Below are 15,836 nucleotides of genomic sequence, written 5' to 3'. Positions count from 1 at the left end.
TCCATGAAACCGCTTATTCCCTTTGTTGTGATGCTGCTGGGCGGCTGTAGCGTCGGTCCCGACTATCAGCGCCCCGCGATGGCGATGCCGGTCCACTATAAAGAGGCCAGAGGCTGGCAGCAGGCGACGCCGCTTGATGCGCAAAGCAAAGGCGAATGGTGGGCGGTTTATCACGACGCCACCCTGAGCGGCCTGCTGAACCAGGTGAGCATCTCGAACCAGAACGTGGCGAATTATGCCGCGCAGTACCGGCAGGCACAGGCGCTGGCGAGTGCGTCACGCGCGGCGCTGTTTCCTTCACTGGGCTATGACGGCAGCGTGACGCGCAGCGGCAGCCATGCCACTGGCAGCAGCGTTCGCACCACCAGCAGCAGCCATCAGGCGGAGCTGAGTGCCAGCTGGGAGCCTGATCTGTGGGGCAAACTGCGACGCACGCTGGAGGAGAACCGCGCCAGCGCCTCGGCCAGCGCGGCAGAACTGGCCAACATCACCCTGAGCGCCCAGTCTGAGCTGGCGCAGGATTATTTCCAGCTGCGCATCATGGATCAGAAAATCGCGCGCTATCAGCAGAGCGTTGACGCTTATCAGCGCTACCTGAACGTCATTAACAGCCAGTATCAGGCGGGCACTGCGTCGCGTGCCACGCTGGCTCAGGCGCAGCTGCAGCTGGAGAGTGCCAGCGCCTCGGCGCAGGATTACCAGTGGCAGCGCGCGCAGATGGAACATGCCATTGCGCTGCTGGTCGGCAAAGCCCCCGCCGACTTCAGTCTCGCCGCCGCGCCGCTGACCGCCACGCTGCCCGCCATTCCGGCGGCCCTGCCGGGCGAGCTATTGCAGCGCCGTCCCGACATTGCGTACGCCGAACGTAACATGGCTGCGGCCAATGCCGCCGTGGGTGTGGCGGTGGCCGGTTACTATCCCGACCTGACCCTCAGCGCCAGCGGGGGCGTCAGCGCTTCCGTGCTGCATTCGCTGTTCTCGCTGCCGAATCGCGTCTGGTCGCTGGGGCCGGAGCTGAGCGGCACGCTGCTTGACGCGGGCGCGACCTCTGCCAAAGTCGATCAGGCGCGGGCAGGCTGGGATACCAGCGTCGCAACCTATCGTCAGACGGTGCTGTCCGCGATGCAGGAAGTGGAAGATGAGCTGGTGGAGCTGAACACGCTGCAGGGCGAAATCGCCGCACAGCAGCGCGCCACCGATGCAGCACAGACCTCGGCGCGGGTGACGCGTCTGCAGTATGAGGCGGGCATGATTAACTACCTGGATGTCGCGACCACGGAGAACAGCAGCCTGAGTGCGCAGCAGAGTTTGCTGACGCTGCAGAGCACGCAGTGGGTCAGCAGCGTGGCACTGATTGCCGCGCTCGGCGGTAGCTGGCAGGCCCCTGAAGCCGCGTCAGATTGCCGATAATTCGGTTGTCGAACCGCGTCAAATCCTGCATCGTGAGGGGCTAATTTTCACGATGCTAAGGAACCGGCATGGCTTTCAAAATTTTACGTTTGATATTTCGCCTGTTATGGCGGGTCGAACTGCGTGGCGACGTCGCCGAACTGCATAAGCAGAAGGTATTAATCACGCCGAACCATATGTCGTTTCTCGACGGCATGTTGCTGGCGCTCTTTTTACCGATTAAACCGGTATTCGCCGTCTACTCGACCATCAGCGAAAGCTGGTTTATGCGTCTGATTAAACCCTTTATCGACTTTGTGCCGCTGGATCCGACCCGGCCTATGGCGCTGAAGCAGCTGGTAAGGCTGATTGATACGGGCCGTCCGGTGGTCATCTTCCCGGAAGGACGCATTACCGTCACCGGCTCGCTGATGAAAATCTACAGCGGGGCCGGCTTTGTCGCCGCGCGCTCAGGCGCGAATGTGGTGCCAATGCGCATTGAAGGCGCAGAATACACGCCGTTTGGTCGTCTGGCTGGCGTGTTTAAACGTCGCCTGTTCCCGCGCATCACCCTGACCGTGCTGCCCGCGACCCGCATTCCGATGCCGGAGGCGAAACGGGCGCGCGACCGTCGCGTGCTGGCCGGTGAGCATCTGCATCACGTGATGATGGAAGCGCGCATGGCGGTGCGTCCGCGTGAAACCCTGTTTGAGGCGTTTCTGGCGGCGCGTACCCGTTATGGCGCGTTTAAGCGCTGCATCGAAGATGTCAATTTCAAGCCTGACAGCTACACCGGACTGCTGAAAAAGTCGCTGGGCGTGGGCCGTATTCTTGAACGCTACAGCCAGCCGCGAGAAGTGGTGGGGCTGCTGCTGCCGAATACCACCGTGACAGCGGCAGCGATTTTCGGGGCCACCCTGCGCGGGCGCGTTCCGGCCATGCTCAACTACAGTGCGGGCGTTAATGGCATGCGGGCGGCACTGACCGCCGCACAGATCAAAACCGTCTTCACGTCGCGGCAGTTCCTGGAAAAAGGCAACCTGTGGCATCTGCCGCAGGGGCTGGACGATGTACAGTGGATCTACCTGGAAGATCTGAAAGATACCGTCACCGGCAAAGACAAGCTATGGATCCTCGCGCATCTGCTGATGCCGCATCGTGCGCAGCTGCCTCAGCAGCCGGAAGACGCCGCCATGGTGCTGTTTACCTCCGGCTCTGAAGGCAACCCTAAGGGCGTGGTGCATTCGCATAAAAGCCTGCTGGCGAACGTCGAGCAGATCCGCACCATCGCCGACTTCACGCCGCGCGACCGCTTTATGTCTGCGCTGCCACTGTTTCATGCGTTTGGTCTCACCGTCGGGCTGTTCACGCCGCTGATGACCGGTGCCCAGGTGTTCCTCTATCCCAGCCCGCTGCACTATCGCATCGTGCCAGAGCTGGTCTATGACCGTAACTGCACCGTGCTGTTTGGCACCTCAACCTTCCTGGGTAACTACGCGCGCTTTGCCGCACCCTATGATTTTGCCCGCCTGCGCTATGTGGTAGCGGGTGCGGAGAAGCTGCAGGAGAACACGCGTCAGCTCTACATTGAGAAGTATGGCATTCGTATCCTTGAAGGCTACGGCGTCACCGAGTGCGCGCCGGTCGTGGCGATTAACGTGCCGATGGCGGCGAAGACGCACACCGTGGGACGCATTCTGCCGGGCATGGATTCACGACTGATGTCGGTGCCAGGCATTGAGCACGGCGGACGTCTGCAACTGCGCGGGCCGAACGTGATGAAAGGCTATCTGCGGGTCGAAAATCCTGGCGTGCTGGAAGCACCGGTCGCTGACGATGGCGAAGGCAACATGGAAGCGGGCTGGTACGACACCGGTGATATCGTCAGCTTCGATGAAGGCGGTTTTTGCCAGATTCAGGGTCGTGCCAAACGCTTTGCGAAGATTGCCGGTGAGATGGTATCACTGGAAATCGTCGAGCAGATCGCTCTGAAAGCGTCACCGGACAAACAGCACGCCGCCTCGCTGCGCCCGGATGGTCAGCGTGGTGAGGCACTGGTGCTGTTTACCACCGATGCGGAGCTGGCGCGCGACAGGCTGCAGAAAGCTGCCCGCGAGCTGGGTGCGCCAGAGCTGGCACTGCCGCGTGATATCCGTGTCATGAAGCAGTTGCCGCAGCTGGGCAGCGGTAAACCCGACTACGTTACCCTGAAAAAAATGGCGGAAGAGGAGCAGGCATGAGCCTTGATCGTAATGCGCCGCTGATGTCGCGTGGCATGATCGCCGTGATTATCGCCCAGTTCTTTTCGGCCTTCGGCGATAACGCGCTGCTGTTTGCCACGCTGGCTGTGCTGAAAAGTCAGTTCTATCCCGAGTGGAGCCAGCCGGTATTACAAATGCTGTTTGTCGCAGCCTACATTCTGCTGGCGCCGTTTGTCGGTCAGGTGGCGGACAGCATGGCGAAAGGGCGGGTGATGATGCTCGCCAACAGCCTGAAGCTGCTGGGCGCGCTGGTGATCTGCTTCGGCTTCAATCCCTTTGTCGGCTACACCCTGGTGGGCGCAGGCGCAGCGGCCTACTCGCCAGCCAAATATGGCATCCTCGGTGAGATCACCCACGGCGAGAAGCTGGTGAAAGCCAACGGGCTGATGGAGGCCTCGACCATCGCCGCCATTCTGCTTGGCTCGGTGGCGGGCGGGATGCTGGCTGACTGGCATATTCTGGCGGCGCTGGGTATCTGTGCACTGACTTACGGCATCGCCGTAGTCGCGAACCTGTTTATCCCGAAACTGCAGGCGGCACGTCCGGGGCAGAGCTGGCAGTTCGGCGTGATGACGCGCAGCTTCTTCAGTGCCGCCACGCTGCTGTGGCGTGATGCGGAAACGCGCTTCTCGCTGCTCGGCACCAGTCTGTTCTGGGGCGCAGGCGTGACGCTGCGTTTCCTGCTGGTGCTCTGGGTGCCGGTGGCGCTGGGCATCAATGACAACACCACGCCAACCACGCTGAATGCCATGGTCGCGATCGGTATCGTGATTGGCGCGGCAGCGGCGGCGAAGCTGGTCACGCTGGAGACCGTGCGTCGCTGCATGCCAGCCGGTGTGCTGATTGGCGTGATGGTGGTGGTCTTCGCGCTGCAGCACTCCCTGATGAATGCTTATTTAGTGCTGATGCTGATTGGTGCGCTGGGCGGTTTCTTTGTGGTGCCCCTGAATGCGCTGCTGCAGGCGCGCGGCAAAGAGAGCGTCGGGTCAGGCAATGCGATTGCGGTTCAGAACCTGGGCGAGAACAGCGCCATGCTGATCATGCTGGGGCTCTATACGCTGGCGATAAAAGCGGGTGCACCTGCGGTGGCGACGGGCGTCGGTTTTGGCGTGCTGTTTGCGCTGGCGATTACGGTGCTGTGGCTGTGGCGACCGGCTAAGCGATAACGAATTCGCCGCCTCTCTCCGGCTTACGCGGGAAGAGGCGGCGTGAGGCTTAGCGACGGACGGCAATCGCTTCGATTTCGATCTTCACATCTTTTGGCAGACGCGCCACCTCGACACAGGAACGCGCCGGGAAGTGAGCCTCATGCTCGGTGAAAAACGCTTCATAGGTCGCGTTGACCGTGGCGAAATCATTCAGGTCCTTCACGAACACCGTGGTCTTCACGATGTCACCCACCTTCAGACCCGCGGCTTCAACAATCGCCTTCACATTTTCCAGTGACTGACGTGCCTGTGCGGCAATGTCATCTGCCACCTGGCCGGTCGCCGGATCCACCGGGATCTGGCCAGAGGTAATGATCATGCTGCCCAGATCGACACCCTGAACATAGGGACCGATAGCGGCAGGGGCTTTTTCAGTACTGATTTCACGAGACATCATGGCTCCTTTGATTATGTCGTCAGGCGGCGATGCCGCCGGTATTGCCCATTATAAGGTCGGGCAGGGCGATTACCAGTGACCCAGCACCACATGGCGGGCGAACTCTTTCTCGCAATATTTGCACTTCAGATACACATCGTCGGCGCGCTGCTTCACGGCAAAGCTGGAGAAGACCGGCTCGCTGCGGCTGATGCAGTTGCTGTTCGGGCAGGTCAGCACCCGTTCAACGTGATCCGGCAGCGTCGGGGCGATCTTCGCCACCACTTCATAGTCGTCGATGCGGTTAACCGTGGCGTGCGGCGCATAGACCGCCAGCTGATTCACCTGATCGTCGGTGAGAAAGGTGTTCTCAATCTTGATCAGATCTTTGCGGCCCATCTCGCCCGACGGCAGATTCAGACCGATGGTAATGCGCTGATCGGTTTCGGTCAGCCGGAACAGAGAAAGCAGCTTAAAGCCGATCTGCGCCGGAATATGGTCGATGACCGTGCCGCGTTTGATCGCTTCGACCTGCAGTTTATTGTCCTGCGTCATGGGGGGTCTCCTTACAGGGCGAGTTCGCTGTTTAAAACCAGTGCCAGCAGAGCCTGGCGCGCATAGATGCCGTTACCCGCCTGCTGGAAATACCAGGCATACGGGGTTTTATCGACATCGGTGGTGATTTCATCGATGCGCGGCAGCGGGTGCAGCACCTTCATATTGTCGCGTGCCGTACTGAGGTCGGCAGCGCGCAGAATGAACTGTGCTTTGACGTTGGCATATTCAGAGGGATCGAGCCGCTCTTTCTGCACCCGCGTCATGTAAAGGATATCAAGCTGCGGCATCACCTCTTCAAAGCTGTCATGCCGTGACCAGGCGATGTTCTTCTCATCCAGCATATCGGTGATATAGGCCGGCATCGCCAGCGCATCGGGCGCGATGAAGAAGAAGCGGTTGCCGTCAAACTTTGCCAGTGCCTGCGTCAGGGAGTGGACGGTACGGCCATATTTCAGGTCGCCGACCATCGCCACATTCAGCTGATTAAGACGGCTCTGCGTCTCCTGAATGGTGAAGAGATCGAGCAGCGTCTGGGTCGGATGCTGGTTTGCGCCGTCACCGGCGTTGAGAATCGGGATGCCGCCGGAGAACTCGGTCGCCAGCCGCGCCGCGCCCTCCTGCGGATGACGCATCACGATCGCATCAACGTAGGTGCCGATGACGGAAATGGTGTCGGCCAGGGTTTCGCCTTTCTTGCCCAGCGACGTATTACTGCCGTCCGCAAAGCCCACTGCGGACGCGCCCAGGCGATGGATCGCAGTTTCAAACGACAGGCGGGTACGGGTTGAGGCCTCAAAGAAGCAGCTGGCGATCACCTTGTGCTTCAGCAGTTCCGGCTGCGGATGAGCTTTCAACTTTGCGGCGGTGTCCAGTGCCAGTTCCAGCTCTTCACGACTGAGGTCGTTGATTGAAATAATGTGCTTGCGATATAGCGGGTTAGGCATAGCTCTCTCCTCTGCGCGGCCGGATTGCGGACAAAAAAAAGCCCCTGCTTAAGGGGCTTTTTTAAGATCGGGTCGATGACCGAAAGAAACAGCAGCGCCGCCTGCGGTCAGGCGTGATTGAGCGTCAAATTGTCCGCTGTGCTGTCGCATATTTCCTCCGGCAAATTGGGCCGCATTATACCCGTTCGCGGTGGGGCAGCAAGAGGAAAACGTTTGCGCCTCTGGAGCGGATCGGTCAGCGCTGGCCCAGCGTGGCCACCATTACCGCTTTAATCGTGTGCATCCGGTTCTCAGCCTGGTCGAACACAATGCTGTGTGGTGATTCGAACACCTCGTTGCTCACTTCCATGCCGTTGTGCAGATCGTACTGTTCCGCCATCTGCTGGCCCAGCGTGGTCTGATCGTCGTGGAAGGCGGGCAGACAGTGCAGGAATTTAACCTGCGGGTTGCCGGTCAGATCGAGCATCGCCCGGTTAACCTGATAGTCACGCAGCAGCGCAATACGCTCGGCCCACACCGCTTTGGCTTCGCCCATCGACACCCAGACATCGGTGTAGATAAAGTCAGCGCCTTTCACACCGTCGGCAATATTGTCGGTGAGGATAATTTTCCCACCGGTCTGCTGTGCGGCTTCACGGCACTGCGCCACCAGTTCGTCCTCTGGCCAGCAGCTCTTCGGTGCCACCAGACGCAGATCCAGACCGACCTGTGCGGCGGCTTCCAGCATGGTGTTACCCATGTTGTTGCGCGCATCGCCCACATAAACCAGTGTCATTTCGCTGAGTGTTTTGCCTGGCAGATGCTCCTGCATGGTCAGCAGGTCGGCCAGCAGCTGGGTTGGGTGAAACTCGGTGGTCAGACCGTTCCACACCGGCACACCGGCGTGTTCTGCCAGCGTCTCCACCAGCTCCTGACCGTAACCGCGATACTGAATGCCATCGTACATGCGGCCCAGCACCCGCGCGGTGTCGCGCATTGACTCTTTATGGCCGATCTGACTGCCACTCGGGCCAAGATAAGTCACGTTTGCACCCTGATCGTAAGCGGCAACTTCGAAAGAGCATCGGGTACGGGTCGAGTCTTTTTCGAAGATGAGCGCGATGTTTTTGCCTTTCAGATACTGCACTTCGCTGGCGCTTTTTTTCGCCTGTTTCAACTCAGCGGACAGGGAAAGCAGGTGATCAATTTCGGCGGGAGTAAAATCCAGAAGCCTGAGGAAATGGCGCTGATACAGCTGACTCATAAAACACTCCGGTAATCATTAAAATGAATTAAAATTCAATTTAACCGTATGAATATTCATTTTCAAGTCTGGAGCTAATAAACTTTTCGTTTTGTGTAGTGGCGCGACAGGCAGTGTGGGAAAATAATTGATTATTGCCGAACTCAGAGAGGACATTGTCATGGCATATGAAGCATTACTGGAAGAGCAGCAGGAAGAGACGCGGCAGATTATCGAAGAGCTGCTGGAGGATGGCAGCGATCCTGATGCGCTCTATACCATCGAGCATCATCTCTCATGCAATAATTTTGATTCGCTGGAAAAAGCGGCCGTTGATGCGTTCAAGCTGGGTTATGAAGTGACCGAGCCGGAAGAGCTGGAGCTGGAAGATGGCACCACCGTGATGTGCGTCGACATCATCAGCGAATCTGCGCTGAAGCCTGAACTGATCGATGTGCAGGTTGAGCAGCTGGTGAACCTGATTGGTAAGTACAACGTCGACTACGACGGCTGGGGCACCTATTTTGAAGACCCTGATGCTGAAGATGAAGACGAAGATGACGACGCCATCGAAGATGAAGATGATGATGGTATTCGCCACTAAGTAGCCGGGGCGGAGAGTTCTCCGCCTGTCACTTCTGCCACCCCTTTTCTGACATCATGAATTACGCACCCTTACTCGAACCGATCTATCAGTTTTTGCACTGCCGCACGCCACAGGCCTGGATTGATGAGGCGCGCAAGCCGGAAAACCTGACCCTGCTGTTAACCGACCATCTGGTGTGTGAGCTGAAAGCCGCCCAGACTGCGGTGTGGCTGATCCGCAAATATGTGGCCGACAAACCCAGCGGCGACGCTATTCTGGCGTGGCTGAAACCCTATGAAGATTTTATCTTCCGGGAAGATGGCGACAGCGACTTTATCAACGCCCATAAGAACCTGACGAAACGCATCATTGTGCGCAATGCGCTGCCGTGGGCGGATGAGCTGGTGGAGAAGATGGTGCTACTGATTAAAGAGGAGCTGCATCACTTCTATCAGGTCTGGGAAATTATGCAGTCGCGCGGGCTGGTCTATCAGAAGATCACCTCCAGCCGCTATGCTAAATCGCTGTTGCGCGAAGTGACCACCCATGAGCCGGAGACGCTGGTGGATAAGTTGATTTGTGGTGCTTACATTGAGGCGCGATCCTGCGAGCGTTTCGCCAGTCTGGCGCCGTATCTTGATGATGAACTGGCGAAGTTCTATATTTCGCTGCTGCGCTCAGAGGCGCGGCATTATCAGGACTATTTAACGCTGGCGGCGCAGATTGCCGGTAAGGATATTGCGCCGCGGGTGCAGGCGATTGGCCGGGTCGAAGCAAAGCTGATTAGCGAGCCGGACACGGAGTTGCGTTTTCACAGCGGCGTACCTGCGTGGTAAACCCCTGAGGACGCCCTGGCCAGGGTGTCTCTTTTTCCGGATGCCTGACCGCGTTTATTTCTCTTCCGTGCAGCGTGGTCTCATATAATGTGCTGTGTAACGCTTTAATTTAAGTAACACTGACGTACAAAGATATTTTGTGCCACCTATCACATAACGGTTTTTTTACGCTGACTTTCTGAAGTTAAATAAATATAGTCCCGGAGTCAGTGCGGGATTGTTATTTTTTTAAGCAAAACCCGACTCGCTACCCTTTTTAACAGAGGGCAGCGAGTCGGGTTTTTTTATGGGTTAACGGAACCGGGTCACCCTTATTGTCATGGCGTGACGGATTTTTACTATCGCCAGGGGAAGGATTTAAAAATGAAAGAAAAATACTATTTTCATTTATTTTTTTCACTATTGCTGCTTTTTTTTGGGGGAGTGTTAAGGCGTCTGACATTCACGCCCCCTCCGCGCAGAATAAATTATGGGGTGACGCGGCGCTCGATTTCAAACTGCGCAACCATTGGAAGTATCTCAAGGAGGACGAAGCACAGCCCACCGCGGTTCACAATGCCTGGGGCCAGGCCGCGACAGTCGATTTTCGTTCCGGTTATCAGTGGGACCTGCTTGGATTTGATACGACTTATACCCGCGCCGTACGCCTGGGGTCAAGCGACTACTTCTCCACGCGCGGTCTGCTCTATGACAGCGGTGGTAACATGGAGAAGCGGGATGCCCACGGCTTTAGCAAGTTCAGTCAGCGCTATCTTAAGCTAAAGCTCGGCAATCGCAGGCTACGGTTCGATGGAAAGGCAGGCTGGCAGGAACTGAAAAATATCGGCGTGCTGACGACCACGGATCGCCTGTCGCGCAACAGCTATGCTGGCTATAGCGGAGCACTGACGTGGCAGAATGCCCGGCTGGATCTTGCTTTCGTTAACAAAACCATACGGCATGATTCAGGAAAAACGCTGGCGTTGCAAACCCAGGCCAGACAAAAAATTGACGCCATTTACACCGCTGCGCTGCGCTACAAAGATGAACGTCACGCGGTTGCCTACGCATTCGGCGAGGCTGAGCGCTATCAGCGCCGCCATGTGATTGAGGCGGGCTACACCCTCTCGCCATACTGGTCACTAGGCGCGCAAATCTATGGCAGCCAGGCTGCTGGAGAAATATAGAAGGATGCCCGCCAGCAAGAGAACCTTTGATAAACAGGCGTGGCACTATGTCGGGGAAACGACCTGGAAGCATGGCGCCTGGACGCAGAGACTGGCTGCTGGCTGGACATCGGCTCCAAAGGAGAGGGCGGTGGGATATTATGCCCGGCCCCTGACTAAAAATACCCGGGGACGTTTCACGTCACTAACTTCGGCGGGCAAAGACTATATGCGCGATAGAGAGCTGGCACTGGTTTCTCTGAGTCAGTATGAAATTACAAAGGGGATCAGTACCGGAATACAGCTTAATTATGGCCAGTTCCATTATCGTAATAATCTTGTGCGAACCGGCGAGGTTTCATTAATTAATCAATTCAGTAATCAACATCCCACCTTCAAAAATCTGACGCTATTCACGCTGACCGGTTATGGCTGGTCATATAAAAACAGTAAAGAGACCCCGCATCTGAATAATCAGGGGAAAACTCAGCGTTCCCGCAGTTTGTCCGCTGAAGTGGTTGTTCAATATAAATTCAATCTTTTTTGATCCGGAGAATAAAAATGAAGATAAAATTTAAAACGCTCATGTTAATAGCTGTCATCTCCGTCAGCACTGCCGGCTCCGCCTGGGCCGCAGATGTGATGCTCTATGTTACCCGGCATGGAAAGACCATGTTTAATACGGTACATCGCGCGCAGGGATGGGCCGATACGCCGCTGACGGCTTCCGGTGCAGCTGTTGCAGAGCAACTGGGAAGGGGATTGCAGCCGTTACCCTTCGTCGCGGCCTGGTCCAGCGATTCGGGACGGGCGAGAGAAACCGCGCAGCTGGTAATGAAGAACTGGAAACACCCGCCTGTGCTGAAAGAGCTGAAAGGGCTGCGCGAGGTGGGATTTGGCCTTTATGAAGGCGATCTGAATAAAAATCTGATTAACGCTGCCGCGCATCAGGCGGGCTATGCTTCTGATACCGCACTTCTGGAAGCGTTTAGCGCCGGTAAAATTCGTATGGATGGGATGATCGACGCGATTCATGAGGCGGAAGCCGCAGGCACGCCATCGCTGGCAGGTATTAAATCCTCCGGCCAGGCCGAAACCTATCAGCAGGTAGCTAAGCGCATGATGAAGAGTATCACCACAATCGCGAAGCAGGCGCAGCAGCAGGGCGGAGGCAATGTGCTGGTGGTCAGCCACGGTATGGCTATCACCACTCTGCTGCAGGCGCTGGGCGATACTTCATTACGGGAGCAGCTTAAGAATGCCAGCGTGACGCTGCTGCGCTACACCGATAACGGGCAGTTCAAAATCGAGTCCATCAACGATATGCGTTACGTGGAGCGCGGTTTATAAGGTCTTCAGCATCCGTACTTCGCAGTCGACATGGCCGGTGCAGCCCATTGCACTGTCGATGTGCTCAAAGCCCAGCGACTCATACAGTTTAATCGCCCGCGTCAGGCTGGCGGTGGTTTCCAGATAGCAGCGCCGGAAGCCGTGGTTGCGCGCATGCTCCATCGCCCGCAATGCCAGTTCGCGCGCCAGACCCCGACCGCGCACCTCTGGCAGAAAGTACATCTTTTGCAGTTCGCAGATATCGGGCGCGCTGCAGGCGAGCGGCGCAACACCGCCACCGCCGACCACCTTGCCCTGATACTCAACAATCCAGTAGGCGCTCTGTTCGGCACTGTAGAGCTCAAACAGCTGGTCGAGCTGCGGATCGGAAACGGTGTAGCCCTTGTCAGCCGTCAGGCCGAACTCGGCGGAAACATCACGGATCACCTGGGCGATATGCGGATTATCGGCGGCCGTAATTGGCCGCACCTGGAGGTCAAAATGCGGGATGGTACTGGTCGTCATCATCTCTTCCGGATTTGTACGAGGTCAATAAAAAAGCCGGGCAAGCCCGGCTTTATGAATAAGCTGTCAGCTACGACGCTTACAATGCCGCAATGACCGCCTGCTGTTCAATCAGTTTTGCTTTTGATTGTTGCAGGTCTGCCACGCGTTCACGCTCTTTCGCCACCACCGCTTCCGGGGCACGCGAAACAAAGCCTTCGTTCGCCAGCTTGGTCTCAATCTTCTCGATTTCCACATCCAGCTTAACCAGCTCTTTCGCCAGACGCTCCAGCTCGGCGGTTTTATCCACCAGATCCGCCATCGGGATCAGCAGCTCTGCGCCTTCAACCAGTTTGGTCACCGACACCGGACCTTTCTCGCCCGCAGGCAGAATGGTCAGGCTTTCCAGACGCGCCAGGCGCGACAGGAAGTTGCGGTTAGCTTCAACGCGACGCAGTGCCGCAGGCGAGCAGTCACGCAGCAGCACATCCAGCGGCTTGCTCAGTGCGATGTTCATTTCGGCACGGATATTACGCACCGCCACGATCGCCTGTTTCATCCACTCGATGTCCGCTTTCGCTTCGGCATCTTCTTTCGCCGCATCGTACTGCGGGAAAGGCTGCAGCATGATGGTGTCGTCGCTGATATTTTTCAGCCCCTTCACACGCTGCCAGATGGTTTCAGTGATAAATGGGATAATCGGGTGTGCCAGACGCAGCAGCGCTTCCAGCACGTGAACCAGCGTATGACGGGTGCCACGCAGTTCAGCTTCACTGCCGCTGTTCATGACCGGCTTGGTCAGCTCCAGATACCAGTCGCAGAACTGGTTCCAGGTGAAGTCATACAGCAGGTTAGCCGCGATGTCGAAACGATAGCTATCCAGGGCTTCACGGTACGCTTTCACCGTGTTGTTGAACTCGGTCAGGATCCAGCGATCCGCCAGCGACAGCGTCATTTCGCCGCCATTCTGTCCGCAATCCTGCTCTTCGGTGTTCATCAGCACAAAGCGGCTGGCGTTCCACAGCTTGTTACAGAAGTTGCGATAGCCTTCCAGGCGCTTCATGTCCCAGTTAATGTCGCGTCCGGTTGAGGCCAGCGCCGCCAGGGTAAAGCGCAGTGCATCGGTGCCTGATGGCTCGATGCCGTCAGGGAACTGCTTCTCGGTACGTTTGCGAATCTTCTCAGCCAGCTGTGGCTGCATCATATTGCCGGTGCGTTTTTCCAGCAGCGCTTCCAGCGAAATGCCGTCGACCATATCCAGCGGATCAATCACGTTACCCTTGGATTTCGACATCTTCTGACCTTCTTCATCACGGATCAGACCGGTCATATAGACGGTTTTGAACGGCACCTGCGGTTTGCCGTTTTCATCTTTGATGAAGTGCATGGTCAGCATGATCATGCGGGCAATCCAGAAGAAGATGATGTCGAAGCCGCTGACCAGCACGCTGGTCGGATGGAAAGTACGCAGCGCTTCGGTGTTTTCCGGCCAGCCCAGGGTGGAGAAGGTCCACAGACCTGAGGAGAACCAGGTATCCAGCACGTCATCATCCTGACGCAGCGCGACGTCGGCGGCCAGGTTATTCTCGGCGCGCACTTCGTCTTCGGTGCGGCCGACGTAGACGTTACCGTTGTCGTCATACCACGCCGGGATGCGGTGACCCCACCAGAGCTGACGGGAGATACACCAGTCCTGAATATCGCGCATCCAGGAGAAGTACATGTTTTCGTACTGCTTCGGTACAAACTGGATGTCGCCATTCTCAACGGCTTCAACCGCGACTTTCGCCAGCGGTGCGGTACGCACATACCACTGGTCAGTCAGCATCGGTTCGATAACCACGCCGCCACGGTCGCCGTAAGGCACGGTCAGATCGTGAGGTTTGATCTCTTCAAGCAGCCCGAGTTCATCGACAGCGGCAACAATCGCTTTACGCGCCGCGAAGCGTTCCATGTTCTGGAAAGCCGCCGGGATCTCATCGGAACAGGCATCGCTGGCTTCGCCATTGGTGTCATACACCTGAGCGCGGTCGCGGATATCGCCGTCGAAGGTCAGGATGTTGATCATCGGAAGCTTATGACGACGGCCAACTTCATAGTCGTTGAAGTCATGCGCCGGGGTGATCTTGACGCAGCCGGTGCCTTTTTCCATGTCGGCATGTTCGTCGCCAACGATAGGGATCAGGCGGCCAACCAGCGGCAGCATCACAAATTTGCCGATCAGATCTTTGTAACGTGGATCTTCCGGGTTAACGGCGACGCCGGTATCACCCAGCAGGGTTTCCGGACGGGTGGTGGCGACCACCAGATAATCTTTGCCGTCGGCGGTTTTTGCGCCGTCAGCCAGTGGATAGCGGATATGCCACATGGAGCCTTTGCTCTCGCGGTTTTCCACTTCCAGATCGGAGATCGCAGTGCGCAGCTTAGGATCCCAGTTCACCAGGCGTTTGCCACGGTAGATCAGGTTCTCTTTGTAGAGGCGAACAAACACCTCTTTCACGGCGTTGGAAAGGCCATCGTCCATAGTGAAGCGCTCGCGCTCCCAGTCGACAGAGTTACCCAGGCGGCGCATCTGACGGGTAATAGTGCCGCCGGATTCTGCTTTCCACTGCCAGATTTTCTCGATAAACGCATCGCGGCCATAGTCCTGGCGCGTTTTACCCTCTTCAGCCGCAATTTTGCGCTCAACCACCATCTGCGTGGCGATGCCCGCGTGGTCAGTACCGGCCTGCCACAGGGTATTTTTCCCCTGCATGCGCTGGTAACGGATCATGGTGTCCATGATGGTTTGCTGGAAGGCGTGACCCATGTGCAAGCTACCGGTGACGTTCGGCGGCGGGATCATGATGCAAAAGCTTTCCTGGCTGGTATCGCCATTCGGTTTGAAGTAGCCCTGCTTTTCCCAATGCTCGTAAAGCGGCTGCTCGATATCTTGCGGGTTATATGTCTTTTCCATTTCTGCTATGTCGTTTGCGGCTGTGGTGGCGCTGCCGTATTCAATTGGAATCCAACGCTGCGATACGCTTTGTAGCGGTCGCGCGCCAGTTGTTTGAGAGCGTCCTCGTAAGGAACGAAGTCTATCACTTCATGGAAAGCAGTAGCAAAATCTGCGAAGTGGGGCAGCAGGCTAATCAGCAGGTCGCGCGGTGAACTGCCGCGACGCTGTGGCCAGGCCAGCTCGACCGGCGCACCGTAGCGCGGGCCTTCACCCGCCAGGTTGTGCGGCACGAAGGCGTTTGCCGGTCGTTGCCACAGCGCTTCGTCAAGACGAATGGCCTGCTGTTCATCTTCGCAGGCGATCAACACCCGCTTTCCGGCCCGCCAGCGTGTTTCCGCCAGATTGCACACCAGCGCTTCAACGGCGCTCAGGCCATCGCTCGGGGCATCGGTTTCCAGCACGTAGAAGGTTGCGTTTTTCATCGGTTAGCTCATCAGAAGATCAAGGGCGGAATCAGATCCGCCCCTGCTGTCAGAAAAG

15 protein-coding genes are annotated in these 15,836 nt (G+C 57.2%); 8 read left to right on the top strand and 7 right to left on the bottom strand.

Features of this window, described 5'->3' with window-relative positions; translation table 11 throughout:
* Positions 1-3 precede the first annotated feature (3 nt).
* From ACTJKZ_RS14990 to lplT, 3 genes are all read left to right on the top strand, one after another.
* Positions 4-1,410, top strand: a complete 1,407-nt coding sequence (locus ACTJKZ_RS14990; protein ID WP_440829793.1) for an efflux transporter outer membrane subunit — start codon at positions 4-6, stop codon at positions 1,408-1,410.
* A gap of 68 nt (positions 1,411-1,478) precedes the next feature.
* Positions 1,479-3,629 (top strand): bifunctional acyl-ACP--phospholipid O-acyltransferase/long-chain-fatty-acid--ACP ligase, encoded by a 2,151-nt coding sequence (aas, locus tag ACTJKZ_RS14985; protein ID WP_222924669.1) that lies wholly within the window; start codon positions 1,479-1,481, stop codon positions 3,627-3,629.
* Complete coding sequence (gene lplT, locus ACTJKZ_RS14980) at positions 3,626-4,816, top strand: lysophospholipid transporter LplT (RefSeq protein WP_440829792.1); 1,191 nt, start codon at positions 3,626-3,628, stop codon at positions 4,814-4,816. Before aas ends, lplT begins: the two co-directional genes overlap by 4 nt.
* A 49-nt stretch (positions 4,817-4,865) precedes the next feature.
* Here lplT and ridA read toward each other — a convergent pair whose 3' ends face one another.
* The 4 genes from ridA to argF all read right to left on the bottom strand — a co-directional run bounded on the left by ridA (position 4,866) and on the right by argF (position 7,979).
* Entirely contained in the window at positions 4,866-5,252 is a 387-nt protein-coding gene (gene ridA, locus ACTJKZ_RS14975; protein WP_161731940.1) for a 2-iminobutanoate/2-iminopropanoate deaminase, read from the bottom strand.
* A 72-nt stretch (positions 5,253-5,324) separates the two neighbouring features.
* The gene (pyrI, locus tag ACTJKZ_RS14970) at positions 5,325-5,789 is read right to left on the bottom strand and encodes an aspartate carbamoyltransferase regulatory subunit (RefSeq protein ID WP_161731886.1); all 465 of its coding nucleotides are present in this window, start codon (positions 5,787-5,789) and stop codon (positions 5,325-5,327) included.
* A gap of 11 nt (positions 5,790-5,800) precedes the next feature.
* Positions 5,801-6,736, bottom strand: coding sequence for an aspartate carbamoyltransferase (gene pyrB, locus ACTJKZ_RS14965; protein WP_061061474.1), 936 nt, complete (start codon positions 6,734-6,736; stop codon positions 5,801-5,803).
* A 235-nt stretch (positions 6,737-6,971) separates the two neighbouring features.
* Positions 6,972-7,979 (bottom strand): ornithine carbamoyltransferase, encoded by a 1,008-nt coding sequence (argF, locus tag ACTJKZ_RS14960; RefSeq protein ID WP_440829791.1) that lies wholly within the window; start codon positions 7,977-7,979, stop codon positions 6,972-6,974.
* Between the two features lie 160 nt (positions 7,980-8,139).
* Here argF and rraB point away from each other — a divergent pair, with 160 nt between their 5' ends.
* From rraB to ACTJKZ_RS14935, 5 genes are all read left to right on the top strand, one after another.
* Positions 8,140-8,562 (top strand): ribonuclease E inhibitor RraB, encoded by a 423-nt coding sequence (gene rraB / locus ACTJKZ_RS14955; RefSeq protein ID WP_013359940.1) that lies wholly within the window; start codon positions 8,140-8,142, stop codon positions 8,560-8,562.
* Positions 8,563-8,618: 56 nt separating this feature from the next.
* Positions 8,619-9,380, top strand: a complete 762-nt coding sequence (gene miaE / locus ACTJKZ_RS14950; protein WP_161731892.1) for a tRNA isopentenyl-2-thiomethyl-A-37 hydroxylase MiaE — start codon at positions 8,619-8,621, stop codon at positions 9,378-9,380.
* Between the two features lie 314 nt (positions 9,381-9,694).
* Complete coding sequence (locus tag ACTJKZ_RS14945; RefSeq protein WP_440829790.1) at positions 9,695-10,546, top strand: OprD family outer membrane porin; 852 nt, start codon at positions 9,695-9,697, stop codon at positions 10,544-10,546.
* A gap of 130 nt (positions 10,547-10,676) precedes the next feature.
* A complete protein-coding gene (locus tag ACTJKZ_RS14940) occupies positions 10,677-11,072 on the top strand; it encodes a hypothetical protein (protein WP_440829789.1) in 396 nt (131 codons plus the stop codon).
* A 14-nt stretch (positions 11,073-11,086) separates the two neighbouring features.
* On the top strand, positions 11,087-11,875 hold the full coding sequence (locus ACTJKZ_RS14935) for a histidine phosphatase family protein (RefSeq protein WP_161731894.1): 789 nt from the start codon (positions 11,087-11,089) through the stop codon (positions 11,873-11,875).
* Here the strand turns inward: ACTJKZ_RS14935 and ACTJKZ_RS14930 are convergent.
* The 3 genes from ACTJKZ_RS14930 to ACTJKZ_RS14920 all read right to left on the bottom strand — a co-directional run bounded on the left by ACTJKZ_RS14930 (position 11,870) and on the right by ACTJKZ_RS14920 (position 15,778).
* Complete coding sequence (locus ACTJKZ_RS14930; protein ID WP_374206938.1) at positions 11,870-12,379, bottom strand: GNAT family N-acetyltransferase; 510 nt, start codon at positions 12,377-12,379, stop codon at positions 11,870-11,872. The two genes, ACTJKZ_RS14935 and ACTJKZ_RS14930, sit on opposite strands and share 6 nt — an antisense overlap.
* 79 nt (positions 12,380-12,458) lie before the next feature.
* Entirely contained in the window at positions 12,459-15,314 is a 2,856-nt protein-coding gene (locus tag ACTJKZ_RS14925; protein ID WP_161731898.1) for a valine--tRNA ligase, read from the bottom strand.
* A gap of 5 nt (positions 15,315-15,319) precedes the next feature.
* The gene (locus ACTJKZ_RS14920) at positions 15,320-15,778 is read right to left on the bottom strand and encodes a DNA polymerase III subunit chi (RefSeq protein WP_161731900.1); all 459 of its coding nucleotides are present in this window, start codon (positions 15,776-15,778) and stop codon (positions 15,320-15,322) included.
* Positions 15,779-15,836 lie beyond the last annotated feature (58 nt).

The organism is Pantoea sp. 22096 (assembly GCF_052045955.1).
In the GTDB taxonomy this organism is placed as follows: domain Bacteria; phylum Pseudomonadota; class Gammaproteobacteria; order Enterobacterales; family Enterobacteriaceae; genus Pantoea; species Pantoea alfalfae.
This window is presented reverse-complemented; position numbering and strand designations above follow the sequence as displayed.